Below are 16,669 nucleotides of genomic sequence, written 5' to 3'. Positions count from 1 at the left end.
AAAAAAATTATAAAAAACTCACCTCTTTTAAATTAAAATTCAATAGCTCCCCTGAAGATTCAACAATCAACTTTCCTGCTTCGGTCACCCCCCTGATGGTGCCCTTAAAATAGCTTTTATCGTTTTTTTGATACAGCCTTTCTTCTCCAAGGCCCAATAAATGGGTTAAATAATTATCTTTGAGGCTGGATTCTCTTCCTGCTTTTAGTTGCAGGTAACGATTTTCAAGGTTTTCGCAAAATCGGAAGAGGACATTTTCAACAGAAAACGGGGAATCAGGTTGAGCGCAGGGAAATCCCGTACCGTTAGGTCGGGTAGATTCCAGTTTTATGGAAGTGGCATTGGGAATTTCGTTAGCAAAAGAAGTTTGTAATACATTGATTCCCAAGCCTATTACAGTACTTTGTATGGTGGAGCCCTGTAGTGAATTTTGAATGAGAATGCCGGCAATTTTTTTGTCCTCAACATAGAGGTCGTTGGGCCATTTGATGGCACATTTTTTACCAGGAAGTAGCTGCTGAATGACATCAAAAACGGCCAGAGAAGTCATGATGTTGAGCAAAAACTGATGTTTTGCTTCGAGAAAGATCGGGTATAAGATAACACTGCAAGTCAGGTTTTCAAAAGGGTTACTTAACCACTTACTGCCAATTTGTCCGCGACCGTTGGTTTGATCTGCCGTCGAAATGACAGTTCCTTCAATTGGCCTGCTTTTTGACAGTAAGTCAATGGCATGAACGTTAGTGGAAGGAAGTTGAGGAAATGCCAATAGAACCTTTCCGATAAAAAGAGTGTTTAATTTTTGCAATAAGTTAGTATTTTCGGCCTTAATTGCCTACAAAATTATAAAATAAGAATTTGAATTCAAGCACAAAGTTAAAAGAACAAGCCGTTACTGTGGATAAATTACACGATTTGATTATCGATAGTATACAGGACATAAAAGGAGAGGAAATTGTAAAACTCGATTTGCGAAAACTTCACGAATCTCCTACAGATTTCTTCATCATTTGCGAGGGAACCTCTAATACGCAGGTCAAATCCATTGCGGATAATATTCAAAAAAGACTCAAAATTGAAGCAGATACCTTCCCCTCTCATATTGAAGGGGTACAACATGCTTCGTGGGTGTGTCTGGATTATTTTCATACGGTCATTCATGTCTTTTATAAAGAAACACGTGGGTTTTATCAGTTGGAAAATCTTTGGAGTGATGCCCGGGTGACGGAATATCAAACCCTTTAGCCTATTTTAAAGTTGGTTTAATCCCTAATTTAAATAGTTTTGACGAAAAGTGGCAACGAAAAGCCCTCATAAGCGTTATCAAAGGATAAATTATAAAAAGATCAGACTTCTTTACCTATGCCGGGAAGGCCGGATGAACAGAAAAAAAAGAAATGGAGAATAAGAATAACAACAACGACAATAATACACCTCCTCCAATGATGCCTAAGTTTAGCTCATATTGGATTTACGGAGCCATTGCATTAGTGTTGTTGGCCATAAATTTTTACAGTGTTTCAGAGAGCAGCAACGAGCAAATCTCGTTTAATCGTCTGGACAAAATGATTGCTGACCGTGCTGTTGAAAAAATAGTTGTCGCAGAAAATAAGATTGGCCAGATTTACCTTACCAAGGAAAGTCTGGACAAACCCGAGTACCAGGATGCTGCCAAGAGTAAACTCGGCGGACCAAGACCTCATTACTGGATTGAAATTGGGGACAAAGAATCGTTTAATACCTTTTTGACCGCAGCTCAGGATGAACAAAATATCCCAAGGGACGAGCGCATTTATCCTACTTTTAAGAGTCAGCCAAGTTGGATCAGCACTTTGCTGAGTTGGATCATTCCTATTGGTTTGTTTATCCTTATCTGGCTGTTCATCATCCGTCGGGTAGGCGGTGGCGCAGGCGGTGCCGGTGCCCAGATATTCAATATCGGAAAATCCAAAGCCAAACTTTTTGACCAGAATGCAAAAGTTGACATCACCTTTGAAGACGTGGCAGGCCTTGAAGAAGCTAAGGAAGAGGTAATGGAAGTAGTGGATTTCCTAAAAAACCCTAAAAAATATACTGCCCTGGGAGGGAAAATACCTAAAGGCGTGCTGCTCGTAGGCCCTCCGGGAACAGGAAAAACCCTCCTCGCAAAAGCCGTTGCCGGTGAGGCAGGAGTTCCTTTCTTTTCTATTTCGGGTTCTGATTTCGTTGAAATGTTTGTTGGAGTAGGTGCTTCAAGAGTGCGTGACCTGTTCAAACAAGCCCGTGAAAAAGCACCTTGTATCGTTTTTATCGATGAGATTGATGCTATAGGACGTGCCCGTGGCCGTGGAAATTTCCAGGGAGGGAATGATGAGCGTGAGAATACACTCAACCAGTTGCTGGTGGAAATGGATGGATTTAGTACAGACAAAGGGGTTATCCTGATGGCTGCAACCAACCGGCCGGATGTACTGGACAGCGCCCTGTTGCGTCCCGGACGTTTCGACCGTCAGATCGGTTTGGAAAGACCCGACCTCAAAGAGCGCGAAGCTATATTTAAGGTTCACCTTAAAAGCATCAAAAAGTCCGACGGGATCGATCCGGCCATTCTCGCTGAAATGACCCCCGGATTTGCAGGAGCTGAAATTGCCAATGTCTGTAACGAAGCAGCACTTATTGCCGCCAGAAAAAATAAAAAGTCTGTTGAAATGGAAGATTTCAACTACGCTTTGGATAAAGTGATCGGTGGACTGGAGCGGAGGAGTAAACTCATCTCGCCCCGGGAGAAAAAAATTATCGCTTATCACGAAGCCGGACATGCTATCTGCGGATGGTTCCTCCAACATGCTTCTCCTCTGGTGAAAGTCACCATCGTCCCCAGAGGCATTGGTACGCTTGGATATGCGCAGTATTTGCCTAAAGATGAATACATCACCGTTACGGATCAGTTGCTCGATCGTATGTGTATGACTTTCGGAGGACGGGCAGCCGAAGAAATTGTATTCGGAGAAATATCTACCGGAGCACAAAATGACCTGGATCGGATCACCAGCATGGCTTACAGCATGATCACCATTTATGGAATGAATGAAAAAGTCGGCCAGATCTCTTTTTACGGAATGCAGAGAGACCAGTTCAATAAACCTTACTCTGACGAAACAGGCAGGCTTATCGATGATGAAGTACGGAAAATGCTGGACGAACAATACGACAGGGCCAAAAGCCTGTTGAGGAAATACAGGGATGAATTGGAAATCCTCGCTCAAACACTGCTGGAAAAAGAAGTTTTGATCAAATCTGACCTGGTGAAACTCATTGGGCCCCGTCCTTTCCCGGATGAAGAGCCTGTTCCTGAGGTGGAAAAAGAAGTTGTCCCTCAAGTTGATTCCAGTATCCAGACAGAAGATTCCGAATCATAAGTAAAATAGTTTTTTGGCCGGTTGCCCGTTAATGGTTTGTTGGTTTTCGCACTCCATTAACGGGCAACTAGTATCAAGTATTCCGCCTTTCCTTTTCAACCAGCAACAAGTCAACCAGTCAACCAGCCATGCTTTCTCTCCGTTTCCCGAAAAAAGAACTTACAGGAAAAATTTCACTTGCCGGCTCCAAGAGTATCAGCAACAGGGTACTTATCATTCAGGCACTTTGTGAGGAAAATTTTGAAATATTTAAGCTGGCCAATGCCCGGGATACGGACCTCCTCGAAAAGTTGTTGTCCTCAGAAGAGGATTTGAAGGACGCAGGTCCTGCCGGAACCACCTTCCGTTTTCTTACCGCATATTTGTCCCTGAAAGAAGGTACTCAATTGCTCACGGGAAGCGACCGCATGAAACAGCGTCCCATAAAAGTACTCGTCGAGGCACTCCGTCAACTTGGAGCGAACATTGAATATGTTGAAAAAGAAGGGTACCCGCCATTGAAGATTCACGCACCTGAAAAGATAGGAACAAAAAACGAACTGGCTATCCCGGCTAATACCAGCAGTCAGTATATTTCAGCCCTTTTGATGATCGCCCCGGTCTTGCCTGGCGGCCTGTCGCTGACCCTTGATGGAGAGATCGTTTCATTGCCCTATATTCAAATGACCTTAAAAACCATGGAATACTTTGGGGTCACCCATAGTTGGGAAGGAAATATCATCCGGATAGCCCCTCAAAAATACAAGGCGAGGCCGTTTAAGGTCGAGGCCGACTGGTCTGCGGCTTCCTATTATTATGCAATGGCTGTTTTTGCAGAAAAGGTTGATCTGGAGCTGGAAGGATTATTTGAGCATAGTGTTCAGGGTGATGCAGTGCTGGCAGAAATGATGAACGGGTTTGGGATACAAACGACTTATACAGCACAGGGCATCCGGCTTTCCAGAAATGCCCCTCCGGAGGATGTTTTTGAATGGGATTTCATCGAATGCCCGGATTTGGCCCAAACGCTGGCGGTGGTCTGTGCCGGCGCCGGAATACACGGGTTGTTTTCAGGGTTAAAGACGCTCAAAATCAAAGAAACGGATAGGATCAAGGCCCTTCAGCAAGAATTAGGCAAGGTGAAAACATGGTTCAACCTGTTACCGCCTCAAATTACCAAAGATACGAAAGAATACTACCTGCTGGAAGGCAGGGCTGAATGGGACGTACCTCCTGTTTTTTCCACTTATGAAGACCACAGGATGGCCATGGCTTTTGCACCACTTGCCATGATGGGGAAAATCCTCATCGAAGAGCCAATGGTGGTGGTAAAATCATACCCTGATTTTTGGAATGACCTTAAAAAACTGGGTTTTGAAATCGAGCACCTCAACCATTAAAATTAAGAATTTTTATTTCCACTCTTTGATTTAATTTCCTTCCTTCGGGAGTACTGTTGGTCGAAATCGGGTTGCGTTTGCCGTAGCCTTTGTATTTGATGCGCTTGGGGTCAATCCCTTTATTGACGAGATAAGTCATAACGGATTTTGCCCGCTCGTTCGAAAGATTATCGGCAAAATCGTGACTTGGCTTGGAATTGGTATGTCCGCCTATTTCAATGGCAACATCTTTATTGGTACTTAGAAAATCATAGATGTTATTCAGCGCCTCATAAGATTCCGCGGTAATGCTGCTACTGTCGGCCTTGAAGTAAACATTTTTGAGTTGAATGACCTGGCCTTCTTTCAGCTCAGCTCTTTCCACCCCTGCCAGGGTGACATCTTTTTTAGGTTCGGGAGTAGATTTCGGGGGAACGGGGTCATTTTTTTTAGGATCCGGCTTTGGAGGCTGAGGTTTTTTTGGGGCTGGTTTAGGATCAGGTTCAGGAATATCTTCATTGGTGGCTACCAATTCCTCACATGGAACGGGTACTATAGCAGAAGCTTTGTCCAGCAGCACATTACCATTGTAGGGAAACAAGGTGGGGGTTTTATAAAAGGCTTCCAAGGTGATGTATGAAAAATCTTCGCTGGGCTCAAATTTGAATTTGTATTCTACCCAACGATGGTTCACTATTTCCTTTGTTTCCCCCAATATCTCATTTCTGCCACAGGCATTTAAGCCCCCGTATATTTTTAATTTGACAGGCGTTGTATAATTAGCATCTTCCCCTCTGGCCTGGCTAACACTTACATATAACTCGGAGCGAGCCAGCATAATGGTGAATGAATAACAGTTACCGGCTTTCATGGGCTGACTTAAACGTTGGCTGACGGATTCCCATGTTTCGTTATCCCTTACTACCATGCCTAGATAGGTGGCGCCGTCGTAAGCAGGTTTTACCACTTCGAAATTTCCGGCAGGATGTGTATCCGGCGGGGATTCTAAGGGCCATCCGCAATCTGTCCATCCACGTGGAGGATGACTCGGCTGGGGAAAATCCTCAAACGATGGGTTGGTTAAATAGATCGTATCTGTTTGCCCGTAAAGTTGGGTGGTAAACATAAGGGCTAAAACAGTAACAGCCAGGAAACTCCTCTTCATAGTATTTATTTTTATACAGGCTTATACTTTATTTCATCCAATAAATGGATGGTTGTTTCTATTCATTATGAATGAAAAAAGCATTTTGCATTAAGGGCTACAAAGGTTATTTTTTTCTTTGTTACCTCTATCGTCTATAAACGTTTTTAACCGGGGACATTGTTTTGTATAAAGTATAAAATTATCAATTTTGAATATAATCGACTAATATTTAACGACTTATTAACGTACAAAAAGTTGTATGTCGCTGTCTGCCATCACCGGAAAGACAGGAAGTCAGTACGGTGATGACAGGAGCTGTTTTTTATGAATGGACCCGGACTCGAATTAACTGAAGGCATTCAACCCGGTAACATCATGTCCGGTAATGAGTAAGTGCACATCATGTGTCCCTTCGTAGGTGATCACGGATTCCAGGTTCATCATATGTCTCATGATCGGGTATTCATTGGTGATTCCCATACCACCATGGATTTGTCGCGCCTCACGAGCAATGGTGAGTGCCATATCTACATTATTCCGTTTGGCCATGGAAATCTGGGCTGGAGTAGCTTCTCCCTTGTTGGCCAGCGTGCCCAGTCGCCATACCATTAGTTGCGCCTTGGTGATTTCGGTGATCATTTCAGCCAGTTTCTTTTGCGTGAGCTGAAACTGACCAATAGGTTTGCCAAACTGGATGCGTTCCTGGGAATAACGGAGTGCAGAATCGTAACAATCCAATGCTGCACCGACGGCGCCCCATGCGATTCCGTAACGAGCTTTGGACAAACAGGACAAAGGTCCTTTTAATCCTTTAATGTCAGGGAATACATTGGCTTTTGGCACCCGAACGTCCTCAAAAACGAGTTCGCCGGTAATGGAGGCACGTAGTGATAATTTGCCGTGAATTTCAGGGGCGGTAAATCCTTTTGTTCCTTTTTCCACGACCATTCCACGAATTTTTCCTTCCTCATCCTTGGCCCAAACCACGGCAATGTCTGCCACAGGTGAATTGGTGATCCACATTTTTGCCCCATTGAGAATGTAGGCATCACCATCTTCTTTTATGTTGGTGACCATCCCGCCGGGGTTGGAACCATGATCCGGCTCTGTCAGCCCGAAACAGCCAATCATCTCACCGGTCGCCAGTTTGGGAAGATATTTTCTCTTTTGTTCTTCGGTAGCATAACGGTAAATCGGGTACATCACCAGAGAGCTTTGTACCGATGCCATGGAGCGAATACCGGAATCTCCGCGCTCAAGCTCCTGCATGATGATCCCATAAGCCATTTCATCCATTCCGCCGCCGCCATATTCCACCGGAATACTGGGGCCGAATGCGCCGATTTCCCCCAATCCTCTAAAAAGGTGGTGAGGGCATATCGCTTTTTCAAAATGTTCTTCGATGATGGGAGATACTTCCTGCTTCACCCAATCCCGTACCGCTTCGCGGGCAAGCAGATGGTCTTCAGCCAATAATGCATCGATATTGTAGTAGTCATGACTTTGGAAACGATCTTCTTTCGTTTTTTTCATTACCAGGGGGTTGCCATTATTTTCGCTCATTTTTTTACATTTGAACTGGTTAGGAAAATTAAGTGCAAATGTACGTAATTCGGAGATTAGATAAATGACTGGAGGATAATTAATATCTTTGTGGCGAATTATTTGAAATTTTAAATTTTAAAAATATGCAAAGTATTCGATTTACCTTATGGGCCTTGATGTTTTTATTTTTGGCAGCCTGTAATCAGGGAGGGACCGAAGCGGGCCCCCAAACAGCATCCACTGAAGAAAGTGTAACAACAGAAACGTCGGCCAGTGGAAATGATATGAATGAAAGGGAATTGGCTCAAGAGCGGTCGGAAAGAATATCCAATGAGGCAGAAGAGTCTACCCCTGCAGAGCCTTATAAACCAGAAACCGTTCCGTTGAATTATCTCGTTAAATATGCAGACCAGTATCCGAGTACTGTCAATTTTCTGGGCAATGAGGTGTTGAGGACCAGGATGAAATTATTGCTGGGAGGAAATTTGTTTAGCTCTATCCAGAAACTTTGGAAACAGGAGACACTTATTGAAGCAGAAGGCGGATATATCTTTACCTCTGCACAGGCGGGCCCGGGGAACGGTGATCCCAAAGTAGCGGTGATGGTAGATATCGAAAAGGATATTCTTTATGTTGGCGTAAAAAATGTGGATAAAAACGAAGATAAAATTTACGCAGAACGTAATGCCGAGGTGCCGGTTAGATTAAAAAACTGGGCTAAAAAATAATAATCCAACAGTATGGCGATCATTTCACTGGAAGGGGTAAAATTGTTTGCCCGGCATGGCTTTTATGAAGAAGAAGAGGTGCTGGGTAACGAATTCCTGATTCATTTATTTGTCGATACCGAAATTGATGAGGCCGCTATCGAAGATGACCTTTTCAAGTCCGTCAATTACGAAACTTTATTTTATCTATGTAAACTTGAAATGAAGGAGCCTGCCAAACTCCTTGAAACGGTAGCCATGCGAATCGTTGATCGAATTGAAGAACATTTTCAAAATATTAATGGAGTGCGCCTCAAGTTGAGTAAATTGAATCCGCCCCTGGACGGTCGGGTGGAAAAAGCCAGCGTAGAGATCAGAACAGGAACCTTTGAAATTAATCGCCTTTTTGACCTGCTTGAATTACTGCCGGAGGATTAATTAACTTTTTGATAACTATCCAACGGCTTTGGACTTCGTTCTAAGAAATGTGATGAACATTTTTCATAATAAAAAGAAAAAAATAATGATCAAAAAGATCTTTGCCTTAATACTGGTGACTCAATTGTATGCCTGCGCTGAGCTCCAAAGCGCCCTTGGAACCATTCTTGAAAGCAGTGGTGAACTCACTGAAAGCCAGATCGCTTCAGGACTCAAAGAGGCTCTCGACTCTGGCATCAGCAAAGGTGCCGCAACCCTTTCCCAGCAAGACGGATATTTTAAAAGCAGTTATAAGATTCTGCTGCCTCCGGAAGCACGGAAAGTTACGGATAAGCTCAAAAACATTCCCGGATTTTCGGATGTGGAAGATATTATCCTGGAAAAAATAAATCGTGGGGCGGAAGATGCTGCCAAAAAAGCCAAGCCTATTTTTGTGGATGCCATCAAAAACATGACCTTCAGCGATGTGATGAATGTACTGATGGGAGCCGATGATTCGGCCACCCGCTATCTCGAAGGAGCCACCTCCAATAAACTTTACAGGGAATTCAACCCCGTGATTGTAGAATCCCTGGATAAATTCAACGCCCGTAAATACTGGTCTGATGCCGTTACGGCTTACAACAAAATCCCATTCATCGAAAAGGTAGATGCGGATCTGGACGATTATGTGACCAAGCAGGCATTGAACGGTTTGTTCAGTATGGTGGAAAAAGAAGAGAAAAATATCCGCAATAACATTGCCGCAAGGACAACAGATTTGTTGAAAAGAGTATTTGCAAAACAGGATAAATAATATGATAGAAGTTGCCATAATCGGTAGCGGAACCATGGGGTTGGGGATCGCCCAGGTAGCCTCCACCGCCGGCCACGTGGTCAATCTGTACGATAACAATCCGGAAGCTTTAAAAAGTGCAGGAAAAAAACTGAACGCCACCCTTTCACGCCTCGTGGAAAAAGGCAGGATGGATGAAACGGAACAGCAAACCATCATGGGCCGTGTCCATTTTGTCAATAGCCTCTATGATATAAAAAATTGCCGGCTGGTGATTGAGGCTATTGTGGAGGACATTGGCGTAAAAAAGGCCGTTTTTGGCCAAATGGAGGATATTGTTTCCGACGATTGTATTTTGGCCACCAACACTTCTTCGCTTTCGGTGGCTTCCATAGCCGCGGCATGTGAAATGCCGGGCAGGGTAATCGGCATCCATTTTTTTAACCCGGCTCCCTTGATGAAACTCGTGGAAATTGTACCGGCGATCCAGACCGACCAGGCCGTTGTTCAGCAAGTGTATGACCTGATAAAGGATTGGGGAAAATTGCCGGTCACGGCCAAAGATACTCCGGGGTTTATCGTCAACCGCATCGCCCGGCCTTTTTACGGCGAAGCGATCAGGATTTTGGAAGAAGGGTTTGCTGATATAGCAACCATCGACTGGGCCATGACTTCTATGGGCGGGTTCCGAATGGGACCTTTTGCCTTGATGGATTACATCGGCCATGATGTGAATTATAAAGTCACCGCATCGGTTTTTCAGGCATTTTATTACGACCCCCGATACAAGCCTTCCTTTGTCCAAAAGAGTCTTGTGGATGCCGGCTATCTCGGCCGTAAATCAGCAAGAGGTTTTTACGACTACAGGGATGGGGCCATCCCGCCCGAACCCATGAAGGAGGAAGTTTTTGGTCAGCAGATCGTCGATAGGATAGTGATTATGCTCATCAATGAAGCCGCTGATGCTCTTTACCTGAACATAGCCTCCCGCGAAGATATTGACTTGTCCATGACCCAGGGCGTGAACTATCCCAAAGGCCTGCTTAAATGGGCCGATGAGATCGGTATTCAAACTTGCGTCGAAAGGATGGATGACCTGTACCATGAGTACCATGAAGATCGTTATCGCTGTAGTCCGTTGTTAAGGAAAATGGCTCGGGAAGGCAGGAGGTTTTGGTAATTGATTGATGGAGATAGAGACAGATTGAAAAAGATAGAGATAGATTGAAAAAGATTGAGACAGATTGAAAAAGATTGAGATAGATTGAAAAAGATAGAGATAGATTGAAAAAGATAGAGATAGATTGAAAAAGATTGAGATAGATTGAAAAAGATAGAGATAGATTGAAAAAGATAGAGACAGATTGAAAAAGATAGAGATAGATTGAAAAAGATTGAGATAGATTGAAAAAGATAGAGATAGATTGAAAAAGATTGAGGATTTTCAGCAAGGAGTGTTCAATTAACTGTGTCTGGGAGTCTTTAAATTTTTGATAATCAACAACAATCCCGATAATTTTATCGAGGATGTCGAGATGCTCCATCTACCTGCTGCGCAACGGAAGACAGGTTTGAACCTGCCTCCTGATGTTGTCAGGCAGACTTTGAACATGGAACTTTCAACAGTCCTTTTAAGCAAGGAGCACCCGGCAACCCATCCCGATAAAACAAAAAAAATAATGCGATTTTTCATACTTCAATTTTTGGTCATTCTAGGTTGTTTTCCCTCCTGTGCACAGCAGGTGTCCTGGGAAGAACTGGAGCCCATGCCCGAGGCTGTCAGCAATAATGCCGTTACACAGGCTACCGTCAACGGGATGCCTTTTGTTTTTTCATTTGCCGGCATCGATACCACAAAAGACTGGTTTGGCATTCACCTAAGATCTTTCCGCTATGATGTAACTGCTGATGAATGGCAAGCTATTGACCCTTTACCCGATCCTAATGGAGGGAAGATCGCTTCCGCGGCAAGTACCGTCAAAAATAAAATCTACATCATCGGGGGATACCATGTGGCGAGCAATTACAGCGAAGTATCCTCTGATAAAGTCCATATTTATGATCCTGAAGCGAATACCTACCTGCCGGATGGGGCTCCTGTTCCTAAACCAATAGATGACCAGGTGCAGGCCGTTTGGCGCGACAGCCTGATTTATGTGATAACGGGCTGGAGCAATACCTCGAATGTGGCCGATGTACAAATCTACAACCCGGCTACAGATTCCTGGACGCAGGGAACGCCAGTTTTTGACAATTCAAACTGGAAAGTATTCGGCGGTTCCGGTACCATTATCGGAGATACCATTTATTATGCGGGAGGAGCAAAATCCATCGGCAATTTCCCGGCTACCTCATTTTTCAGGAAGGGTTTCATTCATCCCGACAATCCCACGGAAATTACCTGGGAAGGCAGTGAGCATATCTTCGGAACAGGTTACCGGATGGCGTCAGCTCAATATGACGGAAAGGCGCTGTGGTTCGGGGGCTCAGATGTGACCTACAATTTCAACGGCATTGCCTATAACGGATCGGGGGGAGTTCCATCAAATGAAAGGATAACGATTTATGACCCTTTAACCGGAATCCTGGCTCCTTTGACCCAGTATTTTGTGCCGGTAATGGACCTCCGGGGGGTAGCTAAAATAGCTCCTGATCAATTTATTATTGCCGGAGGAATGCGGGAGAATCAGAAAGTTACGGATCGTACTTTGCGAATCAATATAAATAATATCGATGCCATGAAGCCCCTGAAACTGCCCCGGGTTGGTATTCACCCCAATCCAGCTGACCAGGAAATCAGACTTGAAAAGCGAGGAAATTTCGGGGTGCAAATAAGCGATTTGCAGGGTGAAATCGTTTTTGAAGCAAAAGAAAGCATAAATATTATTAATATCAGTACCTTGCCCAACGGAGAATATATACTTTCTGTAATAGAAAAGGGAAAAGTTGCAGCCGTTGAGAAATTTGTGATAACCCGCTAGATCCAGGGCGTACAAACCAGGCGGGCCGTTGAAATTGCAGCGTATTTTTATGTAAAAAGAATTTAAATTTTTAAGCTGATGAAATATTGTTTTTTAGGGTTAGCATTGATCATTGGAACCACCGTCTTTGCCCAGGAGGAAAAAATTATGGAAGCAGATACGACCATTTACGAAGTGGTTGAGGTAGCGCCGCGTTTTCCCGCCTGCGAGGGGCTGGATACCACCCTCGCGGTCAAACAAAAGTGTGCCGAACAACAATTACTGGCCTTCCTCTATCAAAATATTAATTATCCTTATGAAGCCAGGAGGGAAAATATTGAAGGAACTATCGTAGTGAGGTTTGTCGTGGAAAAGGACGGAAGTATTACGCAAAGCGAGGTCCTTAAAGAAATCGGCGGCGGATGTGGAGCCGAAGCCCTTCGTGTCATCAATGCGATGAATGGTATAGGGGTGGTCTGGGTACCTGGACAACATAACGGACAGGCCGTTCGGGCACATTATGTGCTTCCCGTCCGGTTTAAACTGCAGACTCCTCCTGAGTTTGAAATCGTACAGGGCGATTCCATCTGGCAGGTATTTGACAAACCATTGCAGTTTGTTGGCGGACAGGATTCACTGCAATCTTTTTTGGCAGAAAAACTAAATTACCCCGAAATCGGCAATGATAGCTGTCTTATCGGTAATATCGATGTGGAGGTACTAGTTCGTTCAAACGGCGATGTCCGGGTGCTCGAAATGACTGATTATAATGGCCTCGGAGATGCCTTTTGGTACGAAGCCATCAATGCGACTACCTCCACCATCGGACACTGGGACCTTGCCGAGCACAAAGGAAGAAAAGTACCTGCCGCATTTGATATGACGCTGGGCTTTACCCCTACAGCAGGGCATTGCCTCGAAAGGATCGAGCAATATAACGATGCGGTCAAACTCGTCAACGACGGGAATTTTCTCATCGATGGAGATGATGTGGAACAAGGACTGAAAATGATGAACAAGGCGCTCGAAATGTTCCCCAATGACGGTGCCATGCTGATCGCTCGTGGGCAGGCACTAATGGAACTCAAACGTTTTTCAGAAGCCTGTGCCGATCTAAGTAAAGCCAAAGAGATCTCTTTGGTTGACTGGTTCGATTCCGTATTGCCAATGATCTGCAGGTAATTTTTTGGGGTAGCCCTCCCGTATGGGCTTTCGATTTCGTAGAGATTTGAAAAAAAATAAATCAAGATGATGCCTAAAAAAATCATATCGGGTTTCTTTTGCCTTTTCCTGTCTATTGGCGTTGTGCTGGCCCAAAACCACCTTCCTCGTTTTGAACAAATCGACGTACTCCATTACATTTTTCAACTCGAACTTTCTGATGAGAATGATATCATAAAAGGAAAGGCCAATGTAACCATCCATTTTCTGAAAGATTCGGATGCTTTTGCCCTGGACCTCGCCTCAAAAACGAGCACGAATGCCGGAATGGAAGTTTCCACAGTCCTGGAAAATGGTCAAGCCGTTTCCTTTCGACAGGCCGACGATCAACTGATCATTGAACCATTGGACCAGGCGCTCAAAGGATCCACAAGAAATTATACTATTGCCTACGAAGGGGAACCGCAGGACGGGCTGATCATTGCTAAAAATAAATTCGGAGACCGCACTTTTTTTGGGGACAACTGGCCTGACCGCGCCCATTACTGGTTGCCGACAGTGGATCATCCTTCTGATAAAGCTACTGTCGAATTCATCGTCATCGCCCCGGAACATTACCAGGTGGTAGCCAATGGAGAACAATTCGAAGAGACCAACCTGGAAGACGGCACAAAACTGACCCATTGGAAAGAAGCGGTGCCCCTGCCGACTAAAGTCATGGTGATTGGCGTGGCGCGTTTTGCCGTTCAACTGGCCGGGTATTCCCATGATACTCCCGTGACAAGCTGGATTTATCCCCAGGATCGGGAGGCCGGATTTGATGATTACAGCCTGGCGGTGCGTGTATTGGATTATTACACCGAAAAGATCGGGGCATACCCCTACGAAAAGCTGGCCAATGTGCAGTCGAAAACCCGCTACGGGGGCATGGAAAATGCCGGGAATATTTTTTATTACGAAGGCTCTGTGACCGGTAAAAAAGATCATGAGGCGCTTATTGCCCATGAAATCGTGCACCAGTGGTTTGGCAATTCTGCCTCTGAGCTGAGCTGGCACCACGTTTGGCTGAGTGAAGGTTTTGCCACCTACCTTACAGACCTGTATTTCGAGGATCTCGAGGGGGCCGCTGTTTTTACCGAACGCATGCAATCCGAAAGGAACCAGGTGATCCGTTATGCGAGGCAGAATCCCGTTCCCATTGTAAATACTGAAATCGAAGATTACAACGAACTGCTCAATCCGAATTCCTACCAAAAAGGCGGCTGGGTGCTGCATATGTTGCGCCATAAACTGGGGAAAGAAATTTTCTGGAAAGGGATCCGGATGTATTATGATAAATATAAGTTTTCCAATGCGCTGACGTCCGATTTTCAGGCCGCTATGGAAGAAGCGAGCGGGCAGGATCTTGAAGCCTTTTTCAGGCAGTGGATTTTTCGGGCCGGGCATCCTGTCTTGAAAGACAGCTGGAAACAAAAAAATGGCACCCTTGAAATAGCAATTATTCAGACCCAGGAAGGCGCTCCGTTCTTTTTTCCTTTGGAGGTGGAAATTACCTTTGAAGATGGAACGACCACCGTAACGTCATTTCAGGTAGATACAGCCACCGAAAGTTTTGAATTACCTGCCCGAAATAAGGTGACCGGCATAAGACTTGATCCAGGGTGTAAATTACTTTTTGAGGAAGACTAGCCTTTTTCTATTGCCGGAATATATGTATTAAATTGCTTTTCAACGGCTTATTGGTTATATTTGGGACTACCAAATTGTAACCAATAAGCCGTTTTCAATGGGACTCAATGCTCTTTTTTATCTGATCATTTTAATAGTAGCCATATTATGGGTCAGAAGTGGCATTCAGAGGAGGCAGGATATTATGGCAGGAAAAAAATATTGCGAGGAAAACGGGCTGATCTTTGTGGATGGAAAAATTTTCGAACAGCATATCCGGTTGTATTTTGAAAAAGAGGGCGTCAAAGGCTGGGCCAATTACACCATTGACAAGGATGGACAACTCCAATGGGTCAAAGAAACGCCTCTTGAAAAACTTCAACACCACTAAATACGAATCCCTGGCGAGTATTACAAGACCGCCATTTTATTATACTTATTTCGATACTCAATGGGTGTAAGCCCGGTAATTTTTTTAAAAACAGCACGGAATGCTTTTGTATCGGTATAACCTACATCAAACATTACTTCGTTCATATTTTTTCTGCTGTTCTCAAAACTTCTTTTGGCGGCCTCAACTTTTATGCGCTGAATATATTCCAAAACAGTGTTATTGGTCGCTAACTTAAATCTCCTTTCAAAACTACGTCTGCCTATTGATACCAATTCAGTTAAATCATCAATACTTATTTTTTCCTGAAAATGCTTTTCAATAAAATCCTGGGCTTTTCTAACGGCATCGTCTGTATGGTTTTTTTGCCCTTTGAACATTGCAAAAGTAGTTTGGCTTTCTCTATCAATATCGATGGCAAAATACTTTGATGCAAGTATCGCAGTTGCTCTATCGGTATATTTTTCTACCAGGTGTAACAATAAGTTCCAATAAGAATTTGCCCCACCGCTTGAATAAATCCGATGCTCTTCGGTAATTATACTTCCTTCCACTACTTCAACTTCCGGGAACATTTCCCTAAATTCATTTTGAAATCCCCAATGAGTTGAACATTTTTTCCCATTGAGCAAACCAGTTGAAGCCAATAGAAATGCTCCGACACACAAAGAAGCCACTTCTGCCCCATTGCGGTATTGCTCGTTTATCCAGGGCAATGCTTTTTTGTTAGAAGCAATGGCTGTTTTCATATCGCCAAACAAAGCAGGAATGATGACTAGATCTGTTTTCTTTACCTCTTTTAAAAGTTGAGAAGTATTTATAGAAAACAAGCCATCATTAATTTTTACTTGTTTTTTCAACCCCACTAATTGCACATTGAACAATGGCTTTTTACCCGCTACTGCCATAAATTGATTTACGGCAGAAAATAAATACTGTGGGTCAGCAATGGCTTGCATTACGGCGTTTTCAGGAACAAGAATGCTTATATTCATCAAGGCATTATTATTTTATTTACAGAAAGGTAAAAACTATTTTGTCGCAAAACACCCTTTTGTTGTCATTTTTACACATTTAATGTATTAAAAAGTCGTTGCATCTTTGTACCATCAATTAGCATT

At 43.9% G+C, this 16,669-nt stretch carries 15 protein-coding genes; 11 read left to right on the top strand and 4 right to left on the bottom strand.

The features are described 5' to 3' along the window. Positions 1-7: 7 nt before the first annotated feature. Positions 8-808: a biotin--[acetyl-CoA-carboxylase] ligase gene (locus H6571_11425; protein ID MCB9324336.1), complete on the bottom strand. Its 801-nt coding sequence runs from the start codon at positions 806-808 to the stop codon at positions 8-10. A 50-nt stretch (positions 809-858) separates the two neighbouring features. On the opposite strand from H6571_11425, the gene rsfS reads away from it, so the two are divergent. From rsfS to H6571_11410, 3 genes are all read left to right on the top strand, one after another. After that, positions 859-1,245, top strand: a complete 387-nt coding sequence (gene rsfS, locus H6571_11420; protein ID MCB9324335.1) for a ribosome silencing factor — start codon at positions 859-861, stop codon at positions 1,243-1,245. A gap of 152 nt (positions 1,246-1,397) precedes the next feature. Then, positions 1,398-3,398 (top strand): ATP-dependent metallopeptidase FtsH/Yme1/Tma family protein, encoded by a 2,001-nt coding sequence (locus tag H6571_11415; GenBank protein ID MCB9324334.1) that lies wholly within the window; start codon positions 1,398-1,400, stop codon positions 3,396-3,398. Between the two features lie 128 nt (positions 3,399-3,526). After that, positions 3,527-4,777 carry a 3-phosphoshikimate 1-carboxyvinyltransferase gene (locus H6571_11410; GenBank protein MCB9324333.1) on the top strand — a complete coding sequence of 417 codons (1,251 nt, stop codon included), beginning with the start codon at positions 3,527-3,529 and terminating at the stop codon, positions 4,775-4,777. Here H6571_11410 and H6571_11405 read toward each other — a convergent pair. Further along, positions 4,767-5,882, bottom strand: a complete 1,116-nt coding sequence (locus H6571_11405) for an OmpA family protein (GenBank protein MCB9324332.1) — start codon at positions 5,880-5,882, stop codon at positions 4,767-4,769. The two genes, H6571_11410 and H6571_11405, sit on opposite strands and share 11 nt — an antisense overlap. Before the next feature lie 366 nt (positions 5,883-6,248). Beyond that, positions 6,249-7,466 carry an acyl-CoA dehydrogenase family protein gene (locus tag H6571_11400; GenBank protein ID MCB9324331.1) on the bottom strand — a complete coding sequence of 406 codons (1,218 nt, stop codon included), beginning with the start codon at positions 7,464-7,466 and terminating at the stop codon, positions 6,249-6,251. 125 nt (positions 7,467-7,591) lie between these two features. Here H6571_11400 and H6571_11395 point away from each other — a divergent pair, with 125 nt between their 5' ends. The 8 genes from H6571_11395 to H6571_11360 all read left to right on the top strand — a co-directional run bounded on the left by H6571_11395 (position 7,592) and on the right by H6571_11360 (position 15,548). Beyond that, entirely contained in the window at positions 7,592-8,176 is a 585-nt protein-coding gene (locus H6571_11395; protein ID MCB9324330.1) for a hypothetical protein, read from the top strand. A gap of 12 nt (positions 8,177-8,188) precedes the next feature. Further along, positions 8,189-8,593, top strand: a complete 405-nt coding sequence (folB, locus tag H6571_11390) for a dihydroneopterin aldolase (GenBank protein MCB9324329.1) — start codon at positions 8,189-8,191, stop codon at positions 8,591-8,593. An 85-nt stretch (positions 8,594-8,678) separates the two neighbouring features. Beyond that, the gene (locus H6571_11385) at positions 8,679-9,389 is read left to right on the top strand and encodes a DUF4197 domain-containing protein (GenBank protein MCB9324328.1); all 711 of its coding nucleotides are present in this window, start codon (positions 8,679-8,681) and stop codon (positions 9,387-9,389) included. A gap of 4 nt (positions 9,390-9,393) precedes the next feature. Beyond that, the gene (locus H6571_11380; protein ID MCB9324327.1) at positions 9,394-10,548 is read left to right on the top strand and encodes a 3-hydroxybutyryl-CoA dehydrogenase; all 1,155 of its coding nucleotides are present in this window, start codon (positions 9,394-9,396) and stop codon (positions 10,546-10,548) included. A 499-nt stretch (positions 10,549-11,047) separates the two neighbouring features. Beyond that, entirely contained in the window at positions 11,048-12,349 is a 1,302-nt protein-coding gene (locus H6571_11375) for a T9SS type A sorting domain-containing protein (protein ID MCB9324326.1), read from the top strand. Positions 12,350-12,427: 78 nt separating this feature from the next. Continuing rightward, the gene (locus H6571_11370; protein ID MCB9324325.1) at positions 12,428-13,510 is read left to right on the top strand and encodes a TonB family protein; all 1,083 of its coding nucleotides are present in this window, start codon (positions 12,428-12,430) and stop codon (positions 13,508-13,510) included. A gap of 69 nt (positions 13,511-13,579) precedes the next feature. Beyond that, entirely contained in the window at positions 13,580-15,178 is a 1,599-nt protein-coding gene (locus H6571_11365; protein ID MCB9324324.1) for a M1 family metallopeptidase, read from the top strand. A 97-nt stretch (positions 15,179-15,275) separates the two neighbouring features. After that, positions 15,276-15,548, top strand: a complete 273-nt coding sequence (locus H6571_11360; GenBank protein ID MCB9324323.1) for a hypothetical protein — start codon at positions 15,276-15,278, stop codon at positions 15,546-15,548. Positions 15,549-15,568: 20 nt separating this feature from the next. Here H6571_11360 and H6571_11355 read toward each other — a convergent pair whose 3' ends face one another. Then, positions 15,569-16,546: a helix-turn-helix domain-containing protein gene (locus tag H6571_11355; GenBank protein MCB9324322.1), complete on the bottom strand. Its 978-nt coding sequence runs from the start codon at positions 16,544-16,546 to the stop codon at positions 15,569-15,571. Between the last annotated feature and the right edge of the window lie 123 nt (positions 16,547-16,669).

This window comes from Lewinellaceae bacterium (genome assembly GCA_020636105.1).
GTDB lineage: Bacteria > Bacteroidota > Bacteroidia > Chitinophagales > Saprospiraceae > BCD1.
The sequence above is the reverse complement of the archived record's forward strand: the minus strand, read 5'-3'. Positions and strand labels throughout refer to the sequence as shown.

Bases quoted from the DNA above. Each gene is read 5' to 3' on its own strand.
- H6571_11365 (MCB9324324.1), top strand. From the start codon at position 13,580: ATGCCTAAAAAAATCATATCGGGTTTCTTTTGCCTTTTCCTGTCTATT.
- H6571_11370 (MCB9324325.1), top strand. From the start codon at position 12,428: ATGAAATATTGTTTTTTAGGGTTAGCATTGATCATTGGAACCACCGTC.
- H6571_11385 (MCB9324328.1), top strand. From the start codon at position 8,679: ATGATCAAAAAGATCTTTGCCTTAATACTGGTGACTCAATTGTATGCC.
- H6571_11415 (MCB9324334.1), top strand. From the start codon at position 1,398: ATGGAGAATAAGAATAACAACAACGACAATAATACACCTCCTCCAATG.
- H6571_11400 (MCB9324331.1), bottom strand. From the start codon at position 7,466: ATGAGCGAAAATAATGGCAACCCCCTGGTAATGAAAAAAACGAAAGAA.
- folB (MCB9324329.1), top strand. From the start codon at position 8,189: ATGGCGATCATTTCACTGGAAGGGGTAAAATTGTTTGCCCGGCATGGC.
- H6571_11360 (MCB9324323.1), top strand. From the start codon at position 15,276: ATGGGACTCAATGCTCTTTTTTATCTGATCATTTTAATAGTAGCCATA.
- H6571_11410 (MCB9324333.1), top strand. From the start codon at position 3,527: ATGCTTTCTCTCCGTTTCCCGAAAAAAGAACTTACAGGAAAAATTTCA.
- H6571_11395 (MCB9324330.1), top strand. From the start codon at position 7,592: ATGCAAAGTATTCGATTTACCTTATGGGCCTTGATGTTTTTATTTTTG.
- H6571_11405 (MCB9324332.1), bottom strand. From the start codon at position 5,882: ATGTTTACCACCCAACTTTACGGGCAAACAGATACGATCTATTTAACC.
- H6571_11375 (MCB9324326.1), top strand. From the start codon at position 11,048: ATGCGATTTTTCATACTTCAATTTTTGGTCATTCTAGGTTGTTTTCCC.